Origin of the sequence: Paraburkholderia sp. BL17N1, from assembly GCF_003634175.1 — a bacterium.
In the GTDB taxonomy this organism is placed as follows: Bacteria; Pseudomonadota; Gammaproteobacteria; order Burkholderiales; family Burkholderiaceae; genus Paraburkholderia.
Map to the genome: position 1 here is coordinate 1,906,976 of NZ_RBIW01000002.1, position 20,008 is coordinate 1,926,983.

General features: G+C 60.2%; 18 protein-coding genes and 4 pseudogenes. 15 read left to right on the forward strand and 7 right to left on the reverse strand.

The annotated features are described in order from the left end of the window. The first annotated feature begins 151 nt into the window (after nucleotides 1-151). Nucleotides 152-439 (forward strand): DUF1330 domain-containing protein, encoded by a 288-nt coding sequence (locus tag B0G82_RS28390; protein WP_116147386.1) that lies wholly within the window; start codon nucleotides 152-154, stop codon nucleotides 437-439. A gap of 226 nt (nucleotides 440-665) precedes the next feature. Here the strand turns inward: B0G82_RS28390 and B0G82_RS28395 are convergent, their stop codons facing one another. After that, entirely contained in the window at nucleotides 666-1,022 is a 357-nt protein-coding gene (locus B0G82_RS28395) for a host attachment protein (RefSeq protein WP_116147388.1), read from the reverse strand. Nucleotides 1,023-1,165: 143 nt separating this feature from the next. Then, nucleotides 1,166-1,615: pseudogene (locus B0G82_RS28400) on the reverse strand (alkene reductase); the annotation flags it as partial. A 514-nt stretch (nucleotides 1,616-2,129) separates the two neighbouring features. Here B0G82_RS28400 and B0G82_RS28405 point away from each other — a divergent pair. Beyond that, nucleotides 2,130-2,372, forward strand: a complete 243-nt coding sequence (locus B0G82_RS28405; RefSeq protein ID WP_121309787.1) for a hypothetical protein — start codon at nucleotides 2,130-2,132, stop codon at nucleotides 2,370-2,372. Between the two features lie 28 nt (nucleotides 2,373-2,400). Next, nucleotides 2,401-2,640 (forward strand): DUF6566 family protein, encoded by a 240-nt coding sequence (locus B0G82_RS28410; RefSeq protein ID WP_116147392.1) that lies wholly within the window; start codon nucleotides 2,401-2,403, stop codon nucleotides 2,638-2,640. A gap of 533 nt (nucleotides 2,641-3,173) precedes the next feature. Here B0G82_RS28410 and B0G82_RS28415 read toward each other — a convergent pair. Then, entirely contained in the window at nucleotides 3,174-3,566 is a 393-nt protein-coding gene (locus tag B0G82_RS28415; RefSeq protein ID WP_121309788.1) for a DUF3331 domain-containing protein, read from the reverse strand. 500 nt (nucleotides 3,567-4,066) lie between these two features. Between B0G82_RS28415 and B0G82_RS28420 the strand changes: the two genes are divergently transcribed. Further along, on the forward strand, nucleotides 4,067-5,272 hold the full coding sequence (locus tag B0G82_RS28420; protein WP_199730179.1) for an alcohol dehydrogenase catalytic domain-containing protein: 1,206 nt from the start codon (nucleotides 4,067-4,069) through the stop codon (nucleotides 5,270-5,272). Nucleotides 5,273-5,478: 206 nt separating this feature from the next. On the opposite strand, the gene B0G82_RS39845 is transcribed toward B0G82_RS28420, so the two are convergent. Beyond that, nucleotides 5,479-5,679 carry a hypothetical protein gene (locus B0G82_RS39845; RefSeq protein ID WP_158608198.1) on the reverse strand — a complete coding sequence of 67 codons (201 nt, stop codon included), beginning with the start codon at nucleotides 5,677-5,679 and terminating at the stop codon, nucleotides 5,479-5,481. Nucleotides 5,680-5,723: 44 nt separating this feature from the next. On the opposite strand from B0G82_RS39845, the pseudogene B0G82_RS28430 reads away from it, so the two are divergent. Then, a pseudogene (locus tag B0G82_RS28430) lies at nucleotides 5,724-6,215 on the forward strand (GAF domain-containing protein); the annotation flags it as partial. Nucleotides 6,216-6,647: 432 nt separating this feature from the next. Here B0G82_RS28430 and B0G82_RS28435 read toward each other — a convergent pair. Further along, complete coding sequence (locus B0G82_RS28435) at nucleotides 6,648-6,965, reverse strand: helix-turn-helix domain-containing protein (RefSeq protein ID WP_121309789.1); 318 nt, start codon at nucleotides 6,963-6,965, stop codon at nucleotides 6,648-6,650. An 87-nt stretch (nucleotides 6,966-7,052) separates the two neighbouring features. On the opposite strand from B0G82_RS28435, the gene B0G82_RS28440 reads away from it, so the two are divergent. The 5 genes and pseudogenes from B0G82_RS28440 to B0G82_RS40670 all read left to right on the forward strand — a co-directional run. Then, nucleotides 7,053-8,150, forward strand: coding sequence for an NADH:flavin oxidoreductase/NADH oxidase (locus tag B0G82_RS28440; protein ID WP_121309790.1), 1,098 nt, complete (start codon nucleotides 7,053-7,055; stop codon nucleotides 8,148-8,150). Between the two features lie 715 nt (nucleotides 8,151-8,865). After that, nucleotides 8,866-9,876 carry a zinc-binding alcohol dehydrogenase family protein gene (locus B0G82_RS28450; protein WP_116147400.1) on the forward strand — a complete coding sequence of 337 codons (1,011 nt, stop codon included), beginning with the start codon at nucleotides 8,866-8,868 and terminating at the stop codon, nucleotides 9,874-9,876. 53 nt (nucleotides 9,877-9,929) lie between these two features. Beyond that, nucleotides 9,930-10,904 carry a zinc-binding dehydrogenase gene (locus B0G82_RS28455; protein WP_116147402.1) on the forward strand — a complete coding sequence of 325 codons (975 nt, stop codon included), beginning with the start codon at nucleotides 9,930-9,932 and terminating at the stop codon, nucleotides 10,902-10,904. Nucleotides 10,905-10,953: 49 nt separating this feature from the next. Further along, a complete protein-coding gene (locus B0G82_RS28460; protein WP_116147404.1) occupies nucleotides 10,954-11,259 on the forward strand; it encodes a putative quinol monooxygenase in 306 nt (101 codons plus the stop codon). Nucleotides 11,260-11,378: 119 nt separating this feature from the next. After that, nucleotides 11,379-11,560 (forward strand): annotated as a pseudogene (locus B0G82_RS40670) (IS6 family transposase); the annotation flags it as partial. A gap of 236 nt (nucleotides 11,561-11,796) precedes the next feature. Here B0G82_RS40670 and B0G82_RS28465 read toward each other — a convergent pair. Next, complete coding sequence (locus B0G82_RS28465; RefSeq protein WP_116147406.1) at nucleotides 11,797-12,972, reverse strand: porin; 1,176 nt, start codon at nucleotides 12,970-12,972, stop codon at nucleotides 11,797-11,799. Between the two features lie 343 nt (nucleotides 12,973-13,315). On the opposite strand from B0G82_RS28465, the gene B0G82_RS28470 reads away from it, so the two are divergent. Continuing rightward, the gene (locus B0G82_RS28470) at nucleotides 13,316-13,627 is read left to right on the forward strand and encodes a DUF4148 domain-containing protein (RefSeq protein ID WP_116147408.1); all 312 of its coding nucleotides are present in this window, start codon (nucleotides 13,316-13,318) and stop codon (nucleotides 13,625-13,627) included. Nucleotides 13,628-13,772: 145 nt separating this feature from the next. Beyond that, nucleotides 13,773-13,942: pseudogene (locus B0G82_RS40675) on the forward strand (IS3 family transposase); the annotation flags it as partial. 103 nt (nucleotides 13,943-14,045) lie between these two features. On the opposite strand, the gene B0G82_RS28475 reads toward B0G82_RS40675, so the two are convergent. Continuing rightward, entirely contained in the window at nucleotides 14,046-14,975 is a 930-nt protein-coding gene (locus B0G82_RS28475; RefSeq protein WP_121309791.1) for a LysR family transcriptional regulator, read from the reverse strand. 309 nt (nucleotides 14,976-15,284) lie between these two features. On the opposite strand from B0G82_RS28475, the gene mdlC reads away from it, so the two are divergent. The 3 genes from mdlC (at nucleotide 15,285) to B0G82_RS28490 (ending at nucleotide 19,994) form a co-directional block, all read left to right on the forward strand. Next, a complete protein-coding gene (gene mdlC, locus B0G82_RS28480) occupies nucleotides 15,285-16,874 on the forward strand; it encodes a benzoylformate decarboxylase (protein ID WP_121309792.1) in 1,590 nt (529 codons plus the stop codon). A 55-nt stretch (nucleotides 16,875-16,929) separates the two neighbouring features. Next, nucleotides 16,930-18,381 carry an aldehyde dehydrogenase gene (locus B0G82_RS28485; RefSeq protein WP_121309793.1) on the forward strand — a complete coding sequence of 484 codons (1,452 nt, stop codon included), beginning with the start codon at nucleotides 16,930-16,932 and terminating at the stop codon, nucleotides 18,379-18,381. Nucleotides 18,382-18,647: 266 nt separating this feature from the next. Then, nucleotides 18,648-19,994, forward strand: a complete 1,347-nt coding sequence (locus tag B0G82_RS28490; RefSeq protein WP_121309794.1) for an MFS transporter — start codon at nucleotides 18,648-18,650, stop codon at nucleotides 19,992-19,994. The last annotated feature ends 14 nt before the right edge of the window (nucleotides 19,995-20,008 follow it).

The window sequence follows — 20,008 nt, forward strand, 5'->3', positions numbered from 1 at the left end:
GGTGATCGGCTCGGGAATGTCGGACTGCGAGGATCGGGTGGTTGTCTAGCCCAAGTTACGGGTCGGCATCCGCGCCGACGCTGCGCTGGAGGCTAAATGCGGTTCATGGCATCATCCTGTGCACCTTCACACCACCGCGGGAGCGCACGACATGGCGACTTATATTGTCTTCACAAGGGAAAGCACGCAGGATCAAGGTGAGCTCGACGTCTACCAAAGCAAAGTGGGCGAGACCTTCAAAGGTCATCCTGTCAAGATTCTCGCTGCCTACGGACCTCAGCAGGTCCTTGAGGGCGACGCGCCAGAGGGTGTCGTGATCGTTGAGTTTCCGTCGACAGCGGCCGCGCGTGCGTGGTACGACAGCCCGGCGTATCAGGAGGTCGTTCAGCACCGATTCAAGGGCGCGCGTTACCGCGCAGTTCTCGTCGAAGGCGTGTGACGAAAGGCGGCGACGCTCCGGCGCGTGGAACTCAGCGGGCTTGGCTCACGACCACGCGACCGGAGCGCGCTTGCGTTCCGTCGGCAGCTCGCATTACGCGTTGTCTGTGCGAGGTGTCTGGGCTAGGTAAGCTGATACTCCGAATTTCGGAGGAGGACAGCTATCCTGGTCGATCGCCGATCACTGGTCGCCAGAACTTGTCGTGAGGGGTCCGTCGCGGTCACCGTCAATGCCTTCGCAGGTGCGCTTGAATTTCGCGCGCATCGAGGGCCGAGAGGTCTTCGTTGATCTCTTCGAATATCATCCGACGCGTTTCCTCGCTCAGACGCGCGCGCAGCATCCCTAAAAATTTCGGCTCCACGGCAAATCGCAATCGCTGATACCGCTGGTGAAGCCGTCCCTGTTCGACGTAGTCGGCGACGGTCTTCGCGAATTTTTCACGATCTTTTTCGCTCAGCGCCGCTCCAGCAGGGGCGACATTGACGAGATCTTCGATCTCTCGCAAATCCAGTTTAAGTCCCGGCGTTTCGAAGATTCGAGCACGGCTGCCGTCCGCAACGACAACCCAAGTAGTGACAGCCATGGCGCGGCCTCCCAGCGTGACGGGTCGCCGACTCGGCGGCCATCGCAAATCGTCGTATGGCGGCAGCGAGTTCGCCGGTCAACGACGGTCTATCTCCAACGCCCATCGATGACGGACCGTGGAGCCTCCCCGCGCTCCTGCGCAAACGCCTCTGCTTTCGGCAGGAGTGCGGACGGCGCAACGGGCAGCATTTCATCGGGCTGCAACGAGGGGTGCGATATGCGTCCGACGTGCCAGAGCTGCATGAACATCAATCCCCCCGCCTCGTGCACGGCGTCCGCCACGAGCCGCCAGCCTTCGACCTGCTCTCGACTATGGATCCCGGGCGTCCATGCATAGCCCTGTCCTTGCATCGACACCTGCGTCGCTTCGCTGATGATGAGCGCGGCCGCTGCGCGCTGCGCGTAATAACAGGCATTGAGCTGCGACGGTATGTTGCCTGGTCGGCTCGCGCGCGAACGCGTCAGCGGCGCCATCACGACACGATGACGGAGTGTGTGCGGCCCCATCCTTATGGGTTCGAAGAGCTTGCGCAGTTTGACCTGTTCGTCGTTCTGCCCGGGTACCTTGGGTGCGATTTCCGTATCGGACATAAATTCGCTCCTGGCGTTTTGGACGTGGCCCGAAAAGCGCTGCCATCGATGCTTCAAAGCGTCGGCGTCATTCACATCACAGAGTCCCGTTTTACGCCGAGTCTAGCCATGACCCGCGTGCGCTTCTTTCCAATTCCTGCTCAGATGTGTCGCGATCCTGCGCTCATTCGATCCGTCGCTGCATTGGGGATTGGATGCGTCCCTGCCCGGTTCTCAACTACACTGCCGCTTTCGAAAGGTTCACGACCGGGCGTTCGCCTCGAACTTCACACGCTGCGTCGAAAGAACGTCCGCACATTACAGACGTTCCACGAACTCAAAATAGCCAACGCGCAAATTTATTGCAGGCCGCCACGTCAGCCAGATCCGCAATAACACCGCAGAAGCGGCCGATTGTCCGAACATTTCCGGATTAGCGACTAGACTTAAAGCATCGTTAGCGCATGCTCTTGCACGATGAACGTATGCGCCGTTCAGTCACAACCCGGACTTGCGACCAAAGGGAGGCAGACCGATGCCGAAGACTGTTCGATCCCCGGAGCATATTCGCGACGAACTGCAGAGCCGCATGGCGAAAATCGGCGTCGACGTACCGGGGGCTTTGCGCGTGCGCATACCGCTGCCAGAGCGACATCCGCCGGACGCATCCGGCCGCAACTGGAACATAGTGCCGCTCGATGACCTCGGCGCAGATTACGCACATCATCTCAAGAAAGTGATCGAAGACATGCGCACCGAGTTCGTGCTTCCAGGCTGACGCCCTTGATACGAAACCGGAGCGAGTGATGCAGCGGCACACGTTGGAACATCGAGGCTACGAGATCGTGGTGCAGCCGGAGCAGAACGCGTACGGCGCCTGGCAGGCGAAGGTAAGTGTGCGCCGTGCCGACAGCACCGTGGCCGAATTCCGTCCGGATACGGTTCAGCCGGAATGGCTTGCTGAGGAGGAGGCGGTGCGGGACGGCATCGAATGGGGCACGCGGTTTGTCGATCACAAGGTGGAAGGGTCGCACCACCCGATGTGATGGAACCTCAGCGAAAGCGAATAAAAAACGGCAGTTTAGCGAAAGACGCTACCCTTCGATGAACCTGGACTGCACGAACACGGGCGACCGCACTTATCCCGACGCAGCCGCCTGCCTGTGAAACGCGAGAAGAGCGAAGACAGTTCTGAATCTCCTCAATGGGATGACATATTCATGGTCAGGATCTGTGGACGCATGCGCAGCGCAGTCGGCTACACGATACGCGACTTCCTGCATCGCTCCGACGACCGCCTTGGGTCACGAGCATGAACAGATCTGCGTCCGCTAGCCTGGGTTCATGTCGCTCTCCGCTCCTGGGGCGTGCGCTCAAAATGACAGCGATACATTTACCGAGGCAGTCGAGGCTGTAAAGAGCCATCGCCAAAAGGTTCAAGCATGATCTGCAAGACCGGCATGAGGACGCTTGCAACGAATCCTGCACTAACGAGAGCAGCGCTCTGCCATTTGTAGAGAAGATTCCTCTCGATCAAAACCTCTTCGTGCTTGACCCGTGACCAACAAGTGGAGAACTGTCAGATGCCTTCTTCCAGAGAGCCGGTTTCCAGCACTGCGGCCAGAATCATTGCATCGATGTTTCGTGGTATGGGTCGGACACGTCTGGGTCGATATACGGCGTTGCCCTTTGCAATGGTCTGGCCGCTCAGGCAACAGACCCCGGCTTTCTTCGCGATGCGGCGACGCCATAGCTGTGCGCCGTAGCAGCAGGAGGTCGCGTCGCTCCACGCAATAGTTGCCGAGGTCGGACTGGTACGCTCAAGGAGCCGGATAACACATTTCCGGAAGTAGCCGTCATCGCGCATCGGGCGAACGTGACGGGACTTAACGGGCAGATGCAGTTCGCCTTCGGCCGAGAGGAGGGCCATCGTCGATTGCCTCGTTCTGTGTTCTTCAAGGGCAGCTTGCATGATGCGGTTCCTCGATTCTCATCAGACAAACAGAGAGATCAGCCAACTGACACAGCCAGCAATCGAAAGGTCCATCACGTGATCAAACGATCGTCGTGCGTGTTCCCGTCACGCAGCGACGGTGTTTTTCTGAAAGGATGCCCTGCTCGATCAAAGCACGGTAGGACAACGATAGGACGCGCCTGGCCGATTTTCTTCCCTGCACCTGCGCAATTTTTTCGGATTGCTGCCGTACGTTCACATCTGAAATCCGCGCAGCACGAGCGCAGATATCCGACACGTCTTTGCAGGAATGAGGAAGAAGTACAACCGGCTGGAGTCTAGTCTTGTTGTCACCGTCATCGGGTCAATGGCCACGTCGACGAGATGGGCGTCATCTCTTGGCCTGCATACGTGGTCGGGATCGCGATGACCAGCGCGCTCCATTCGAGCGCGACGCCTTACCCGGGCCACGATTGGAACATCGATCGGACCTCAACCACCGAACAAGGAGAAATATCATGGCTGCGAGTGGCAATCGCGTAGTAACGTACATGGGTCCCATGAAGATGGAGTTGCAGACTTTCGACTACCCGAAGCTCGTCACACCGACAGGCAAGAAAGCCAATCACGGCGCCATCCTCAAGATCGTGACGACGAATATCTGTGGCAGCGATCAGCACATCTACCATGGCCGCTTTGCCGCGCCTGTGGGGATGGTGATGGGACATGAGATGACAGGGGAAGTCATCGAGGTCGGGCCGGACGTCGAGTTCATTAAGGTGGGCGACATATGTTCGGTCCCGTTCAACGTCTCTTGCGGGCGCTGCCGCAATTGCAAGGAGCGGCATACCGATGTCTGCATGAACGTCAACGACGCCGTCGATTGCGGCGCCTATGGTTTCAATCTCGGCGGCTGGCAGGGCGGCCAGTCCGACTATCTCATGGTGCCTTACGCCGATTGGAACCTGTTGTCGTTCCCGGACAAGGACCAGGCGATGGAGAAGATCCGCGATCTCACGCTGTTGTCGGACATCCTGCCGACCGGCTTTCATGGCCTGATGGAGGCCGGGGCCAAGGTGGGCTCTACGGTGTATATCGCCGGGGCCGGGCCGGTGGGCCGGTGTGCCGCGGCGGGAGCTCGCCTGATCGGCGCGTCCTGCATCATCGTGGCCGATACCAACCGGGCACGGCTGGACCTGATGAAGAATAATGGCTGCGAGGTGGTCGATCTCACCAGGGACACGCCGGTGGCCGACCAGATCGAAGCGATCCTGGGCAAGCGGGAGGTGGATTGCGGCGTGGATTGCGTCGGGTTGGAGGCGCACGGCTGTGGTCCGGAGGCGAACAGCGAGCACTCGGAGGCGGTAATCAACACGCTTATCGAAGTGGTGCGAGCCGGTGGGGCAATGGGCATCCCCGGCATCTATACCGACGCCGATCCGAAGGCGAGCACCGAACTGACGAAGAAGGGCAAGCTTCCGATTGACTTCGGCAAGGCCTGGATCAAGTCGCCGAAGCTAACTGCGGGGCAGGCACCGATCATGCATTACAACCGCGACCTGATGATGGCGATCCTGTGGGATCGGATGCCCTATCTTGGCGCCATGCTGAACACTGAGATCATCACGCTGGAGCAGGCGCCTGAGGCGTACAAGACGTTCAGCGAGGGCTCGCCGAAGAAATTCGTCATCGATCCGCACGGCAGCGTGAAGAAAACCGCATAGAGCCGGCAGACGACACGTGCCGCTCGACTGCTGCTCCCCTTCGGGCTTGCATTTGGTCTTAACGGTTAAGGCGAGCGCGTGAGCCGCCAAGCAGGCAGACAAGCCTGCCTCAGCGACTTGCCGCGCCAAGTTACCCGCGTATGACGGCGGATCTGATATGCAAGTTTTGAAACGTAATTGCTACTCGTCGTGGGATCGCGGTTAGGTCATTGTTTGCAACTCAGATAGCCGTGCGAAAGAACTTCATGCGATTTTTGTAACGCTAAACAGCCCGAATACGCGGGCTGCGGCCTGTATTCGACCAGCATCTTGAGGCGGGGGTGACTGTCGCCGTTACGTCGAGCCTGGCTGGTTTGCTCCCGGCCAGCCTGTTCGCATCTCGCGACGCCGTCGTTCTGGTTATCCATAACGCCTGTCCCTCAAACCCTGTTCGCAAGGGATCCACACTGTTATGCTTGCCGCGCCCATTCCCATTAACGAACCTGTGCGCCTCGCCACGCTGCGCGCGCTCCGACTGCTAGACACGCCCGGTGAGGAACGATTTGACCGGCTGACGCGAATCGCACGTCGCCTTTTCAATGTGCAGGCCGCACTTGTGAGTCTGGTCGATGAGAACCGACAGTGGTTCAAGTCATGTATAGGCTTAAGCGTCGCGGAGACGTAGCGCGACATTTCCTTTTGCGGGCACACCATTTTGCACGATGACGTCTTGGTGGTTCCCGATGCTCGCAACGACGCGCGCTTTTATGACAATCCGCTCATCACAGGCTCGCCCGGCATTCGCTTTTATGCCAGGCAACCGCTGACTGCACCGAACGGCAGCAAACTCGGCACGCTGTGTGTGATCGATATGCGCCCGCGAGAATTCGGGAGCGAAGAGCGCGGACTCTTGCGCGACCTGGCGCAGATCGCGGAACGGGAGATTGCGGCGATCGAACTCGCAGCTATGAAATCCGCTTTAGCGTCGGACAAACACGGTTCGATCCGCAGCGGCATCATTCGGTCACCGACCTGCTTGTCGAAAGCGATGTCGGCAAGTATGCGCACAAGGCTAAGCAGAGCGACGGCAACTCGACGCGATCAATGCAGAGTTCCGGAAAACTCGTCGACGCTTTAACAGAACGGAGTAGATCGGTCCCCCACATTTCTTGGCGGCTTCCTTCATAGTCGTTCGGATGCTGCGCGCCGCGATTGAGTGCCGATTCAGGCGCCGTCTACCACACCTGGGCTAGACGAAGCATCGAGCATGCTGGCCTGGCGACCCGCACCTCCTGCACAAATAACTTGATTCATTAACGCCCAATGCGCGCGCCGCATGACCGCTTTCATCGGAAAGTCCGACAAACGCCTGGCGGGCTTAGCGGAAGCCGCCAGGTCAGAGCGTCGGTTCCGCGACGATCTGCTTGAGAATCGCCTCCATCAAGCCCGGAAACCGGGCGTCCAGTTCCGCGCGCCGCAGCGAATTCTGATGCACGGTGCCGGCCACGCGCGTGCGCACGAGACCCGCTTCACGCAGGATCCGGAAGTGATGGGACACGCTCGACTTCGGGCGGCCGCCGTCGAGTTCGCCGCAGGTGGCCTCGTCGACCGACGCGAGGCGCCGCACGATCTCGAGGCGGACCGGGTCGCTGAGTGCATGAAAGAGCCGCCCGAGCGCGAAATCCTCGGCGGCGGGGTGGTTATAAGTGCGCATGCTGCAAATGATAAAGGTTTCTGCGATACTTCGTTATTCGATGTTTATCGAACTACCGTACAAGCAAGTCCAGAGGAGTTTAGCCTGATGTCCGCATTGTTCCAGCCCTACAAGCTCAAAGACGTTTCCCTGCGCAACCGGATCGCCATTCCGCCGATGTGCCAGTACACCGCCGAAGACGGCCTGATCAACGACTGGCACCGCATCCACCTGGCCGGTCTGGCGCGCGGCGGCGCGGGTCTGGTGATCGTCGAGGCGACGGCCGTGTCGCCGGAAGGCCGTATCACGCCGGGCTGCGCCGGTATCTGGACGGACGAGCAGGCACAGGCTTTCGCGCCGGTGGTGGCCTCGATCAAGGCTGCGGGCTCGGTGCCCGGCATCCAGATCGGCCACGCGGGCCGCAAGGCGAGCGCCAACCGTCCGTGGGAAGGCGACGATCACATCGCCGCCGACGACAGCCGCGGCTGGCCGACCATCGCGCCGTCGGCAATCGCATTCGGCGGCGGTCTGCCGAAGGTGCCGAAAGCCATGACGCTCGACGACATCGCGCGCGTTCGCGAGGATTTCGTTGCGGCCGCGAAGCGTGCGCGTGACGCAGGCTTCGAATGGCTCGAACTGCATTTTGCGCACGGCTATCTCGGCCAGAGCTTCTTCTCGACGCATTCCAACCAGCGCGACGACGCCTACGGCGGCAGCCTGGAGAACCGCAGCCGCTTCCTGCTCGAAACGCTGGCGGCGGTGCGCAAGGTGTGGCCGGAGCATCTGCCGTTGACGGCGCGTTTCGGCGTGATCGAGTACGACGGCCGCGACGAGGAAACGCTCGTCGAATCGATCGAACTGGCGAGGAATTTCAAGCGTGAGGGACTGGATATGCTGAGCGTCAGCGTCGGCTTCTCCACGCCGACGGCGGCGATTCCGTGGGCGCCGGCGTTTCTCGCGCCGATCGCCGAGCGCGTGCGCCGCGAGGCCGGGATTCCGGTTTCGTCGGCGTGGGGTATCGACACGCCGGAATTGGCGGACCGTTCGGTGAAGGACGGTCAACTGGATCTGGTGATGGTCGGCCGCGCGCATCTGGCCGATCCGCACTGGCCGTATCATGCGGCGAAAAAGCTGGGTATCGAGCGTCCGTCGTGGACGTTGCCGGCGCCTTATGCTCATTGGCTTGAACGCTACGCGGTCGCGTAAGTTTGCGCGTCGGTTCCCTTTTGTAGTGATGTGCTGGTGTACTGATGTGCCGTTTGCGCTGCGCTTCATGCGGCGGGCAGACGGCACGTCTGATTTGCCTTCTAAGCGCGAGCGCCCGGCGCCGCGTGTGGGTACATGCCAGGAGTTTGTCGGAGTTTCCAGTGAAGGCCGTCATCCGGCGGCCGCATTCGTAGAACGCATTGAAGATGTCGCTCACTGAAAGGCCGGGATAGACGGTAATCGGCTCCTTCACTTGCTCATAGAAGCCATCAGCCGACTCGCAGGCGCGGACGACACATGTGCGGTCTTCGCTATGTACTTTGCACGCAGGCGTTTCTCTCATGCTTTGGCCCAATCAGGCACCACTTCGCCTTGCCCAGACATCAGATGAACGCGGCGTGTCATTGCCGATACTCAAGAAACGAATCGCCGCTCGCATGCTTGGACCGTCGACGCTGAATTCGAGCATACTATCTGATCAGAATATCTATGTTTAACGAGAGACATAGCCTGTGCAGCGCCTGGGCCGGTCCACTCCGCATTCAAGACTCCCGCCTATACGATGATCAACCTGCGCCACTACTACTGAGCATCAGTGCAGGGCATGCAGTTCATTCACGGCGCGAGGGTCATCGCCCTATGCGTTCCTGACGATATTAGCGAGTGAACAAACGCGGCCCGCTGTAACTTGAAGCGTCATTTTTATGGAGTACATATGAAAGCCGTTATCTATAACGAGTCGGTTCCGCTCGGTTCGCCGGATGCCCTGACCGACACCACGTTGCCCGAGGCGGAGCCAACTGGTTACGACCTGTTGGTGGAAGTGCATTCGATCTCGGTGAACCCGGTCGATACCAAGATCCGTGGCGGCGTGCTGCCGCCACCAGCGGTACCCAAGGTGCTGGGCTGGGATGCGTCCGGCGTGGTGCGCGCCGTGGGCGACAAAGTAACCCTGTTCAAGCCCGGCGATCGCGTCATGTACGCCGGTTCGCTGTTACGGGCGGGCACCAACAGCGAGCTGCACCTGGTCGACGAGCGCATCGTCGGCCCGATGCCGAAGAGCCTTAGCTTCGAGGAAGCGGCCGCGCTGCCGCTGACCACGATCACGGCGTGGGAGTTGCTGTTCGACCGTTTGCAAGTGCGCGAAGGCAAAAACCCGATCGGGACGCTGCTGGTCATTGGCGGCGCCGGCGGCGTCGGCTCGATACTGATCCAGCTGGCGCGCCAGCTGACCGGCCTGACCGTGGTTGCCACCGCATCGCGGCCGGAAACACGCGACTGGGTGCGCGAGCTTGGAGCGCATCATGTGATCGACCACACGCAACCGATGCCGGAGCAGTTGCGCGGCCTTGGGATTGACGAGGTCGATTACGTGGCGAGCCTGACCCACACTGACAAGCACCTGATCGAAATCGCCGAGATGCTGGCGCCGCAGGGCAAGCTGGGGCTGATCGATGACCCCGAGTCGCTCGACGTGCCGATCCTCAAGCCCAAGAGCATCTCGCTGCATTGGGAATTGATGTACACCCGTTCGATGTACCAGACCCCGGACATGATCGAGCAGCACAATATTCTGGTCCGGGTCGCCGGGCTGGTAGACGCTGGCGTGCTGCGCACGACGCTGGCGGACCATTTCGGCACCATCAACGCGGCCAATCTGCGCCGCGCCCATGCCTTGCTCGAGAGTGGCAAGGCGCGCGGCAAGATCGTGCTGTCCGGCTTTTGAGATTTTGAGGAACGCGCCATGAAAACCAAAGCTGCCATAGCATGAATGACACAATGAAAACTCTGCTTCTTCAACAAGCGGGACCGGACTACACACTGGTGCCAGCGAATGTTTCCATCCCCACGCCAGCCGCGGGCGAAGTCCGCCTGCGAGTGAGGGCCTCGAGCATCAACCCGGTGGACTTCAAGTTCGCGCGCAATGGCGCCGGCCTGGCCATGCCCCATATCCTGGGCATCGATGCCGCTGGCGAGATCGATGCCTTGGGCCCGGATGTGACGGGATGGGAGCCAGGCCAGCGCGTGATGGCACTGACCAATCTGTATCGCTGGGGAGCCTATGCGGAGTACGTCGTCGTCGACGCGGCGGTATTGAGCCTTTTGCCGGACGACCTGTCGTTCGAGCAGGCTGCGGCACTCCCTTGCGCCGGGCTGACGGCCTGGCAGGCGGTGCACCGGAAACTGAAACTGCAGCAGCCGGGCCAGACGGTTCTGATTACGGGCGCTGGCGGCGGCGTAGGGGGTTTTGCGGTGCAGATGTGCCGCCAGGCCGGCGCGCGCGTCATCGCAACCGCATCACGTTCGGTGGACCGCGTCCGCTCGCTGGGCGCTGACGAGGTTATCGACTACCGCCAGGCTGACGTGCTGGCCGAGGCCATGCGCCTGACCCAGGGTCGCGGCGTCGATGCGGTAATCGATCTGGTGTCGGCTGACTCGGCCACGGCCCTGCTGCCTTTGCTCCGCCACAACGGCGAGATGGTGTGCGTGGTCGGTCGTCCACAGGACAAGGACCTTCCGCCCTGGGAAAAAGCCATTTCGCTGCATGACGTGGCACTGGGCTTCGCCTACCAGCACGGAGACGCCGACAACCTGCGTGACATCGCGCGCGCAGGCGAAACCTTGGCCCGATCGGTTGCGGAAGGACGCATCGATCCGCAGATCACCCGCATCATTTCGCTCGACGAGGTGCCGTCGGCATTGCGTGAGGCTGAAGCAGGACACACACAAGGCAAAGTGGTGATCAGGCTGTGAGCCGCCAGCAAACTTATCCAATTCAACCGTAAGATAGAAAGGAACCTTTATGACCGTTGAAGTCATTGCCACGCTACAGGCCCGCCCCGAAAGGGAATCCGACGTCGAGGCAGCGCTACGCGTGCTGCTCACGCATAGCAGACAGGAACCGGGCATCCGGCGCTACGACCTGTACCGCGACAGCACACGACCCGCCACGTTCCACCTGATCGAGGCTTATGCGGACGAAGCTGCGCTGGAAGCGCACCGTGAGAGCGCCCATTACCTCAGGTATCGAGAGCAGGCCGGCGAGTGGTTGATGGCTGCGCCAATGGTTGCCGTCCTCCACCCTGTTGCCGTTGACCGGGATGAGTAAGTCCCAGGGGCAACGGGACGATTACTCCGCGCGAAACCACGACGCCCCCAATGCGGCAGGGTCTGTCGCAACAAGGCATTGAGGCAAAATCCGGCGGACAGAAATGGCTGACGACCGCGATGGCCAGGACGACGGGACGCCGCGCAACACGTTGCGACCTGGCATCGCCAACGTGGTGAAGCGACTGCACCGTCCTCTGGATTTGATGCTGTGGCGCGTGCAGTGGCACGTCGCATAATCGCTGGGCCCGCCCAACCTTGAGGAAATGATGGCAAAACGCGGTGTCGAAGTGGACCATTCGATGGCACCCGCTGGGTGTCGTCGACCTTTTCAGGACTTCGACGATGCTGCGGATAGTCGCATGAAACCGCTGCGTCGGTGCACCGCCGTCTTTTTCGCTCCTCGCGGCGCGCGGGAAGTCGCCACGGCACCAGGCCATATGAGCCGCCGAAGACCCAAAGTCCGGGCGGCTGGCTTCACCCCGTGGCTAAAATCCGCATGAAATCGGAGTCCGCGTCGAAGGGGACGAACGCGTCTTCAGAATATCGTGCGAAGTCCGATTGCCACGCCTACCTGATTGGTCCGGCCAATGGTGTTGGTCGGAACGCCCTCACCGTTGACTCCGCCGGGGTAGTCGGCGGAGAACGCGCCTGTGCCGCGCGCGAAGTCCGTGATCCCGTAGACCTCCGTCCGTTTCGTAAACGAGTATTCGGCGAGAACGGTGCCCGATTGGTTCACCCCCCTCCCGAGCGTGCCGTCGAGCAGTTCAGCATTGCGCGTTTGCCCGTAGTAGTAGGCGAACGTGAACAGCAGCGCAGGCATGGCGTGCCAGTTCGCACCGACGTAATAAGTGTCGTCGATACGGTTGGGACTGCCACTTTTCAGTGTCGGCGCGCCAGATTGCTGCATGTAGCTGTCGGTCAAACCAGTCTGGTCCTGCCCCCGCAGCCAACCGGCCAGGAGGCGGATATCGTGGGTGACCTGAAACGCGCCGCTGATGTGCAGGAAGTTGGTTTTGGCGCCATTGATTGAGCTGCCGACACTGGTGCCAGCCGAAGAGCCGGTCGCAGATGTCGGAACGGAGACCTGCTGGAAGCCTGCGTTGAGCATGGCAGGGCCGTACGTGTATGTCAGTTCGACGGCATAGGTGGCGCCGAGACCAACCGCGCCCGGCTGGTTGCCAAAGCCGTAAAGGGCATTGACATCCAGGCCATCGAAGCTGCCCTTGTACTTGACCGAGTTGTTGACTTCGAGGTAGGGGCCGATGCCGTTATACATCCAGCTGTTTTGCCAATAGTTGCCAACGGTCAGCGGGTCGAAGATGTCGCCCAAGGTGTCATAGGCCGGCGCATATTGCCTGCCAAAAGTCAGCGAGCCCCACGTTTTGTTCGACAGACCCACGAAAGCTTGCCGACTGAACAGGGTGCCAGGGACATGTAGTTGCCCATTAAAAGCTTCGAAGCCGTTTTCAAGGCGGAACACCGCGGACCAGCCGTCCCCCATATCCTCGCTGCCTCTCAGGCCCCAGCGGCTGTGAGTTTCCGGGCCGGACGTCATGGCGACCTGGTCGTTGCCCCCCGGGCCAGCATTCGTCTGATACCGGATGGCTTCATCGACGATGCCGTACAGCGTGACCGAGCTTTGTGCAAAGGCCGACGACGCCGCGGCAGCGAAAAGTGCGCCAGTGGCGGTGGAAATAAGTATCTTGTTCATTAGCAATCCACAGTAATGGGTTAAGCTAACCGGGAAAGTTTTTCAACGCTCGAACAATAGAACTGAACCGTGAATGAAGCGTAGCCTGTCATTTCGTGGCGGCATAGATACCAATTACGGAGTGTTGTTTATTTGCGGTGTAGGAATGTGGATTGCTCCCCCTCTCGAACGTGGATTTTTTTTTGGAGTTGCAGTCCTCAGTGTTACTCAGGGTTGCTCTATATATTGCAACAATCCGTTCCTGACCTCGGGCTTAATATTAAGAGTGCGCTTACCTAAAATGTAGTCATGGTTACGAACAAGGTGTTCGTAACAAGACAAACAAAGTCTGGAGGTAAGTACCATGAATTCACTTGTTCAAGCTGTCGTCGTTGCCGCTGCCCTTGCTGCTCCGATTGCCGTGTTCGCCCAATCGAGCCAGCCGGTGACCCGTGCGCAGGTGCGCGCTGAATTGATTCAACTCGAAAAGGCTGGCTATGACCCGTCAGCCCGTAACGATGCGACCTATCCGGCTGAAATTCAGGCTGCTGAAGCCAAGGTTGCTGCGCAGAACGGCTCGGCAAGTGGTTACGGCGGTGTAGTGAGCGGTTCGTCGGAAGCAGGACGCCCAGCAGTGTCAAAGGCGGACTGGAACGCGATGTACAACCATCCCTAATGCGTTGATGCGCGATAGCCAACAAGATGCAGAATGCGTGCAGTCATTGAGCACCGTCATCCGAGCGCGCAGCACCTTGAGCGTCCGTATTTGAAGCCTTAATTTGCTGGACGCGTCTAAAGCCTCTGTTTAACTAATTTCGCAACAGCTTCTAAGCCGGCAATGGCCGGTTTCCGTGGCCTGTCAGGCGCTGGGCGTCAGTCCCGTCCCAGCGGCTATCACAACCGCGAACCCCGCGACGTTGATTCTGAGCGACCGCGTCAGCGCATCAGCAACTACGCACTGCTGGCCAGCACTCGCGCCGTACATGCCGAGCTCATGTTCTTCCCAGGCGGGGCTCGATACCAACGAGGCAACCTGCGATGCTTCGTGAGCCGCGCGGCGAGGGAACGTTGAACCGCGGCCATTGCGATCGTGATCAGGACAGATTGGGCTTGCCTTTACGTAGAGAGCCCGTCAGGTGACGCAATTCGTCGAGCAGTTTCACAGCTGGCGTCGGCAGGGTGCCTTGCCGACGACGGAACGCAGTCAGAGTCCGTTGAGCATCGAGGCCTTCGATATCCAGAGCGTCAATGACGCCGGCTCTGCTTTCGGTGTCGTACATGGGTTCGGCCATCCAGGAGACAAAGCCACAGCGCGCTACAAGGCTTTTGAGCACCGTCACCGAACGGGTTTCGACCGCGATGGATGGCATCTGGAGACCCTGTGCTTCGAAGGTTTCTTTCACGTGGGCATAAGGTCCGGTTCCCTTGGGTGTGAGTGCCCACCGTTGCGTCAACGTGTCATCGAGTCGAAGACTGCGCTTCGAGCGCAAAGGATGATCGGTCGCCGCAACTACAAAACTTCTGTCGGTCCATGAACAATCGGAGATTGCAGCAACGTCCTCCGTTTCGATTCCCGAAGTGCACAGCGCCAGGTCGATTTCGTGAGCAAGCAATCCTTCGACCAGACGATCCCACACGCCTTCAATCACCTCAACGCGCAGATTGGGCCATTTCTCAAGCACACATGCGATAGCCATCGGCAAGACGAGGCTCGCTATGCTGCCGACGGCGCCAACCTTGATGACCCCTTTCGCCAGGCCGCGCATTGCGTCCAATTCCTCGCGCGCCTGGTCGGCTTCCCTTTGCAGCGACATGGCATGCGGCATCAATGCTTCGCCAAGCGCGGTCAGTTGCATCCCTTTAGTGTGCCGCTCAAAAAGCGGAGCCCCTACTGACTCCTCAAGTCGCTTGATCGATCTGCTCAACGCTGGCTGGGTCATGTTCAGCATGGTCGCTGCTCGACCCAGGCTACCGGCTGAGACGATCGTGGTGAACATCATCAACTGCTGCAGATTGAAACTCATCGCGGCGAACCAGATTGAAAAGGGGTTAAGGGATCGAACAAGATCCCGGGTTGTCCGGCGCTAGGTATCTTCCCTGGCAGGGATCGCCGTTCCCGCTCATTGCGGCTGCTGGAGAGCCGGTGATGACGGCGGACAGCCTTGACTGGCAAGGCTTCCGCGCGGAATGGTCTCATCCGGCAGCCCGATCGGACCATGCCTAAATGTAATGACTTTGAGCGCTTTTGACAATTTTCAAACAATGTACCGAATCCCATACTGCGGCTCATCCGATCATCGCAAGCCTGAGTGACGAACAGCAGAGGACTCTAGATGCAACGAAACACAAGTGGGCAGCCGACCGTTCGCGATGCCGTCGTGGACTTGATGCGGCGCCTCGGAATGACGTCCGTGTTTGCCAATCCCGGCTCAACCGAGCTACCCATGTTTCGCGACTTCCCGGTGGACTTCCGGTACGTGCTCGGGTTGCAGGAAGCTGTCGTTGTCGGTATGGCAGATGGGTATGCCCAAGCGACCGGCAATGCCGCTCTGGTCAATCTGCATTCGGCGGCCGGTGTCGGCAACGCGATGGGCAACATATTCACGGCTTTCAAGAATCGGACGCCGTTGGTTATTACCGCTGGCCAGCAGGCCCGTTCAATTCTGCCGTTCGATCCGTTTCTGTCGGCATCGCAAGCAACCGAGTTGCCGCGGCCCTACGTGAAGTGGAGCATTGAACCGGCTCGTGCAGCGGATGTTCCGCTTGCGCTCGCCCGTGCTTACCACGTGGCGATGCAGGAGCCGCGTGGCCCGGTGTTCGTTTCCATTCCGGTCGACGACTGGGATCAGCCTGCCGACCTCGTCGAGGTGACACGGGTCAGCACCCGGTTCCGCCCCGATCCGGTACGGATTGCGGAGATCGGTGACGCGCTGGACAACTGCAAACGGCCGGCCATCGTCGTGGGAGCGGAACTCGATCGTGCCGATGCCTGGAGCGAGGCAATCCAGCTAGCAGAGCGCCACAATGCGCGGGTTTATGTTGCGCCGATGTCGTCGCGCTGCAGCTTCCCCGAAGATCATCGACTTTTCGCCGGATTCCTTCCGGCGATGCGCGAACAAATCGTTCGGATTCTGAATGGGCATGACCTGATCTTCGCCGTCGGGGCGCCGGCTTTCGCGTATCACGTCGAAGGCAGTGGGCCGCATGTGCCCGATGGCGCGGCGTTGTGCCAGCTCATCGACGATCCGGCTACCGCGGCGTGGACACCGGTCGGCATGTCGGTGGTGGCGAACATTCGCCTAGGGCTTGCGGACCTGCTCGCCCGCCCGGCGCCGCATAGCCGGCCGCTACCGGCTCCTCGCGAGGTCGTTGAGCGAGCCGAGCCCACGGCAATCATGTCAGTCGCGTATGCGTTGCAGACGCTTTCCGAGGTCCGCAACGCAGCGGATATCGTGGTCGAGGAGGCCCCAAGCTCGCGCCCCGTCATGCAACGTTATCTGCCGTTCACGCGCAGTCAGACGTTTTACACGATGGCAAGCGGCGGTCTGGGCTACGGCATGCCCGCGGCAGTGGGCGTGGCTCTGGGCAAACCCGGCAGCCGCGTGATCGGCCTCATCGGTGACGGCTCGACCATGTATTCGCCGCAAGCGATCTATAGCGCGGTCCAACTCGATCTCCCTGTCACATTTGTCATTCTGAATAACTCTCGCTACGCCGCCTTGCAGGAGTTTGCGCCCGTATTTGGCTTCTCCGCATCGGACCCGGTACAGGGCACCGACCTCCCTGGGCTGGATTTCGTCTCTCTAGCCAACAGCATGGGTTGCAAAGGGGTTCGAGTGAGCGACGCGCTGTTGCTGAAGTCCGCGCTGGAAGACGCGTTGTCTTCGGGTAAAACGCGCCTTGTAGAAATCGTCGTGGGCTAACAGTGAGTCGGTGGTTCGACAGGCTGAATTTTTAAACATATTCCAGGAGACGGTAATGAATCAGGTACCGATGTTGATCAACGGCGAGCGCACGATGGCGTGCGATGGGGCGACATTCGAGCGCCGTAACCCGCTCGACAACACGGTTGCATCGACGGCACCGGCCGCGACGGTCGCCGATGCACAAGCCGCGGTGCACGCTGCGGCCGCCGCGTTTCCCGCATGGTCGGCGTTGGGGCCCGGCGAGCGACGCGCATTGCTAAGTCGAGCGGCAGATGGACTCGAAGCAAAGGGCGACGCTTTCGCGCTGGCAATGGCAACCGAAACAGGCGCGTCACGCCTGTGGGCGGATTTCAACGTCAAACTTGCAGCGGACGGGTTGCGCGAAGCCGCTGCAATGACCACGCAGATTTCGGGCGAAGTGATTCCGTCGGACGTGCCTGGCAGTCTCGCGCTGGGGGGGCGGCAGGCTGCCGGCGTCGTGCTCGGAATCGCACCGTGGAACGCTCCTGTCATCCTTGGCGTGCGTGCTATCGCGTTGCCGCTGGCGTGCGGCAATACCGTCGTGCTCAAGGGTTCCGAAATTTGCCCTGCGACCCACGGCCTCATCATCGAGGCGTTACAGGACGCCGGACTGCCACGCGGCGTCGTGAACTTCGTCACGAATGCGCCGGCAAATGCGGGCGATATTGTCGAGGCGATGATTGCCGAGCCGGCGGTCAGACGTGTGAACTTCACGGGTTCGACGCGCATCGGCCGCATCGTCGCTGCACAGTGCGCGAAATATCTGAAGCCTTCAGTACTTGAACTCGGCGGAAAGGCTCCGTTTCTGGTTCTTCACGATGCCGATATCGAAGCTGCAGTTCAAGGCGCAGCATTCGGGGCTTTCGCCAATTCCGGCCAGATCTGCATGTCCACCGAACGCATCGTCGTCGACACGAAGATCGCCGATGAATTCGTCGCGCGACTGGCCGAAAAGGCGAAGAGCCTGCCGCTCGGCGATCCGAGAAAGGGCCCGGCCGTACTTGGCTCCGTTGTAGACATGGCAACCGTCAGGCGATGCAACGACCTGATCGACGACGCGCTGGCGAAGGGCGCGACGTTAGTGTGCGGAGGAAAGTCCGAGACCACGCTCATGCCAGCCACGTTGCTCGATCACGTGACGGCGGACATGCGTATCTACCGGGAGGAGTCGTTCGGGCCCGTCAAGGTGATCGTCCGCGTCAATGGAGACGAAGAGGCCGTCGCATGCGCAAATGACAATGAATATGGTTTGTCGTCGGCAGTCTTCAGCCGTGACGTTGCGCGTGCGTTGACGGTAGCGAAGCGTATTGAGTCTGGGCTTTGCCACGTTAATGGGCCGACGGTTCACGACGAGGCGCAAATGCCGTTTGGCGGGATGAAGTCCAGTGGTTTTGGGCATTTCGGCGGCAAAGCCGGGATCGCGGAATTTACCGATTTGCGCTGGATCACCGTGCAAACAACGCCTCGTCACTATCCGTTCTAACGGTTGCTACGGTCGCGAGGCCCCTCTTTCTCACGGTGAAAAGAGACGCGCCTCTGGCTCATGGGCGCGAACAGAATAACAACGATATACCGGTGAGAAACATTCGCTCCGGGAAAGATGAGCGATCAAATTAAGGAGACCGCAATGCCTGTCGTCGATTTTGAGTTGTCACTCTGTCGCACCCAGTTCGAGTCTGACCATCCTGTCAGGGAACAGGTTAACCAGGACTGGGATTCAGACTTCGCTGGTCTGGCTCGGGGGGCGAAATGAACGATCGTAATTCCAGTCTGCCGACCGTAGACATCGGCCGCACCCTTGATGATGGACCATTCTCAACTTTTCAGCGAATGGTCGTCTTTCTCGCCGCGCTTGCGATCGTGATGGATGGATTCGATGGACAACTCATCGGCTTCGCCATTCCCAGCTTGATCAAGGAATGGGGCATCACGCGCAACGCATTTGCGCCCGCCGTTGCTGCCGGCCTCGTCGGCATGGGTATAGGCAGCGCGTTTGCCGGGCTTTTCGCGGACAGGTTCGGTCGGCGCTGGGCAATCATCGGGAGCGTGCTGGTATTTGGCGTGGCGACGAGTTCGATTGCGCTATCGCCGGACGTCATGACCATTGCAATCCTGCGCTTCTTCGCGGGACTGGGTATCGGCGGTGCGCTGCCAAGCTCGACGACCATGACGGCGGAATTTACGCCTGCTCGCCGGCGGACGCTCGCGGTGACCGCAACCATCGTTTGCGTACCGCTGGGGGGCATGCTTGCCGGACTGTTCGCGAGCGTTGTGCTTCCTCACTATGGCTGGCGGGGACTGTTTCTTATTGGAGGCACGCTTCCCGTAGCACTGGCGGTCCTGCTGTTTTTCGTCATGCCGGAGTCGCCGCGTTATCTTGCCCGCCATAACGAACGTTGGAATGAACTGCGTCACCTGCTGACCCGCATGTCCCGCTCGATTCAGTCGGATGCTGTGTTCGCTGATCAGAAGGAGCAGAAGGCGGGACAGCGTCCGGGCTTTCGTGCTCTATTCACGGACGGTCAGGGCCGTGACACGATTGCAATCTGGATCGCTTTCTTCATGAACCTGATCGCGGTCTACAGCGCGTTCAGCTGGCTGCCGACGATGCTTGCTGGCGAGGGTCTCAGCCCTTCGGTGGCAGGTTCAGGTCTTACCGCCTACAACCTGGGCGGCGTCTTCGGTGCACTAGGCTGCGCGGTGGCAATCGGTCGGTTCGGGTCGCGCTGGCCTTTGCTCGTGTGCTGCCTGATGGCATCCGCGAGCGCGCTTTTCCTGCGCGGTCTTGACGTCTCTGCCCACACGACGTTGCTTGTGTTCGGAATTGGTTTGCACGGCCTCTTTGTGAACGCAGTTCAGTCGACCATGTACGCCCTTTGCGCCTACGTCTATCCGACCGAGATACGCGCGACCGGGACCGCATCCGCACTCGCATTCGGGCGGCTCGGAGCGATTCTCAGCGCGTTCGCGGGGGCGTTCGTGATCACGCAGGGAGGAGCGTCGGCGTACCTGGGCATGCTTGGTGGAGCGATGTTGATGGTCTTTATCTGCCTGATGATCGTGCGTCATCACATTCCGCCCGTCAATCGCGCCTGACCTCAGTCCGGAGG

Bases quoted from the DNA above. Each gene is read 5' to 3' on its own strand.
- B0G82_RS28390 (WP_116147386.1), top strand. From the start codon at position 152: ATGGCGACTTATATTGTCTTCACAAGGGAAAGCACGCAGGATCAAGGT.
- B0G82_RS28395 (WP_116147388.1), bottom strand. From the start codon at position 1,022: ATGGCTGTCACTACTTGGGTTGTCGTTGCGGACGGCAGCCGTGCTCGA.
- B0G82_RS28405 (WP_121309787.1), top strand. From the start codon at position 2,130: ATGCCGAAGACTGTTCGATCCCCGGAGCATATTCGCGACGAACTGCAG.
- B0G82_RS28410 (WP_116147392.1), top strand. From the start codon at position 2,401: ATGCAGCGGCACACGTTGGAACATCGAGGCTACGAGATCGTGGTGCAG.
- B0G82_RS28415 (WP_121309788.1), bottom strand. From the start codon at position 3,566: ATGCAAGCTGCCCTTGAAGAACACAGAACGAGGCAATCGACGATGGCC.
- B0G82_RS28420 (WP_199730179.1), top strand. From the start codon at position 4,067: ATGGCTGCGAGTGGCAATCGCGTAGTAACGTACATGGGTCCCATGAAG.
- B0G82_RS39845 (WP_158608198.1), bottom strand. From the start codon at position 5,679: ATGGATAACCAGAACGACGGCGTCGCGAGATGCGAACAGGCTGGCCGG.
- B0G82_RS28435 (WP_121309789.1), bottom strand. From the start codon at position 6,965: ATGCGCACTTATAACCACCCCGCCGCCGAGGATTTCGCGCTCGGGCGG.
- B0G82_RS28440 (WP_121309790.1), top strand. From the start codon at position 7,053: ATGTCCGCATTGTTCCAGCCCTACAAGCTCAAAGACGTTTCCCTGCGC.
- B0G82_RS28450 (WP_116147400.1), top strand. From the start codon at position 8,866: ATGAAAGCCGTTATCTATAACGAGTCGGTTCCGCTCGGTTCGCCGGAT.
- B0G82_RS28455 (WP_116147402.1), top strand. From the start codon at position 9,930: ATGAAAACTCTGCTTCTTCAACAAGCGGGACCGGACTACACACTGGTG.
- B0G82_RS28460 (WP_116147404.1), top strand. From the start codon at position 10,954: ATGACCGTTGAAGTCATTGCCACGCTACAGGCCCGCCCCGAAAGGGAA.
- B0G82_RS28465 (WP_116147406.1), bottom strand. From the start codon at position 12,972: ATGAACAAGATACTTATTTCCACCGCCACTGGCGCACTTTTCGCTGCC.
- B0G82_RS28470 (WP_116147408.1), top strand. From the start codon at position 13,316: ATGAATTCACTTGTTCAAGCTGTCGTCGTTGCCGCTGCCCTTGCTGCT.
- B0G82_RS28475 (WP_121309791.1), bottom strand. From the start codon at position 14,975: ATGAGTTTCAATCTGCAGCAGTTGATGATGTTCACCACGATCGTCTCA.
- mdlC (WP_121309792.1), top strand. From the start codon at position 15,285: ATGCAACGAAACACAAGTGGGCAGCCGACCGTTCGCGATGCCGTCGTG.
- B0G82_RS28485 (WP_121309793.1), top strand. From the start codon at position 16,930: ATGAATCAGGTACCGATGTTGATCAACGGCGAGCGCACGATGGCGTGC.
- B0G82_RS28490 (WP_121309794.1), top strand. From the start codon at position 18,648: ATGAACGATCGTAATTCCAGTCTGCCGACCGTAGACATCGGCCGCACC.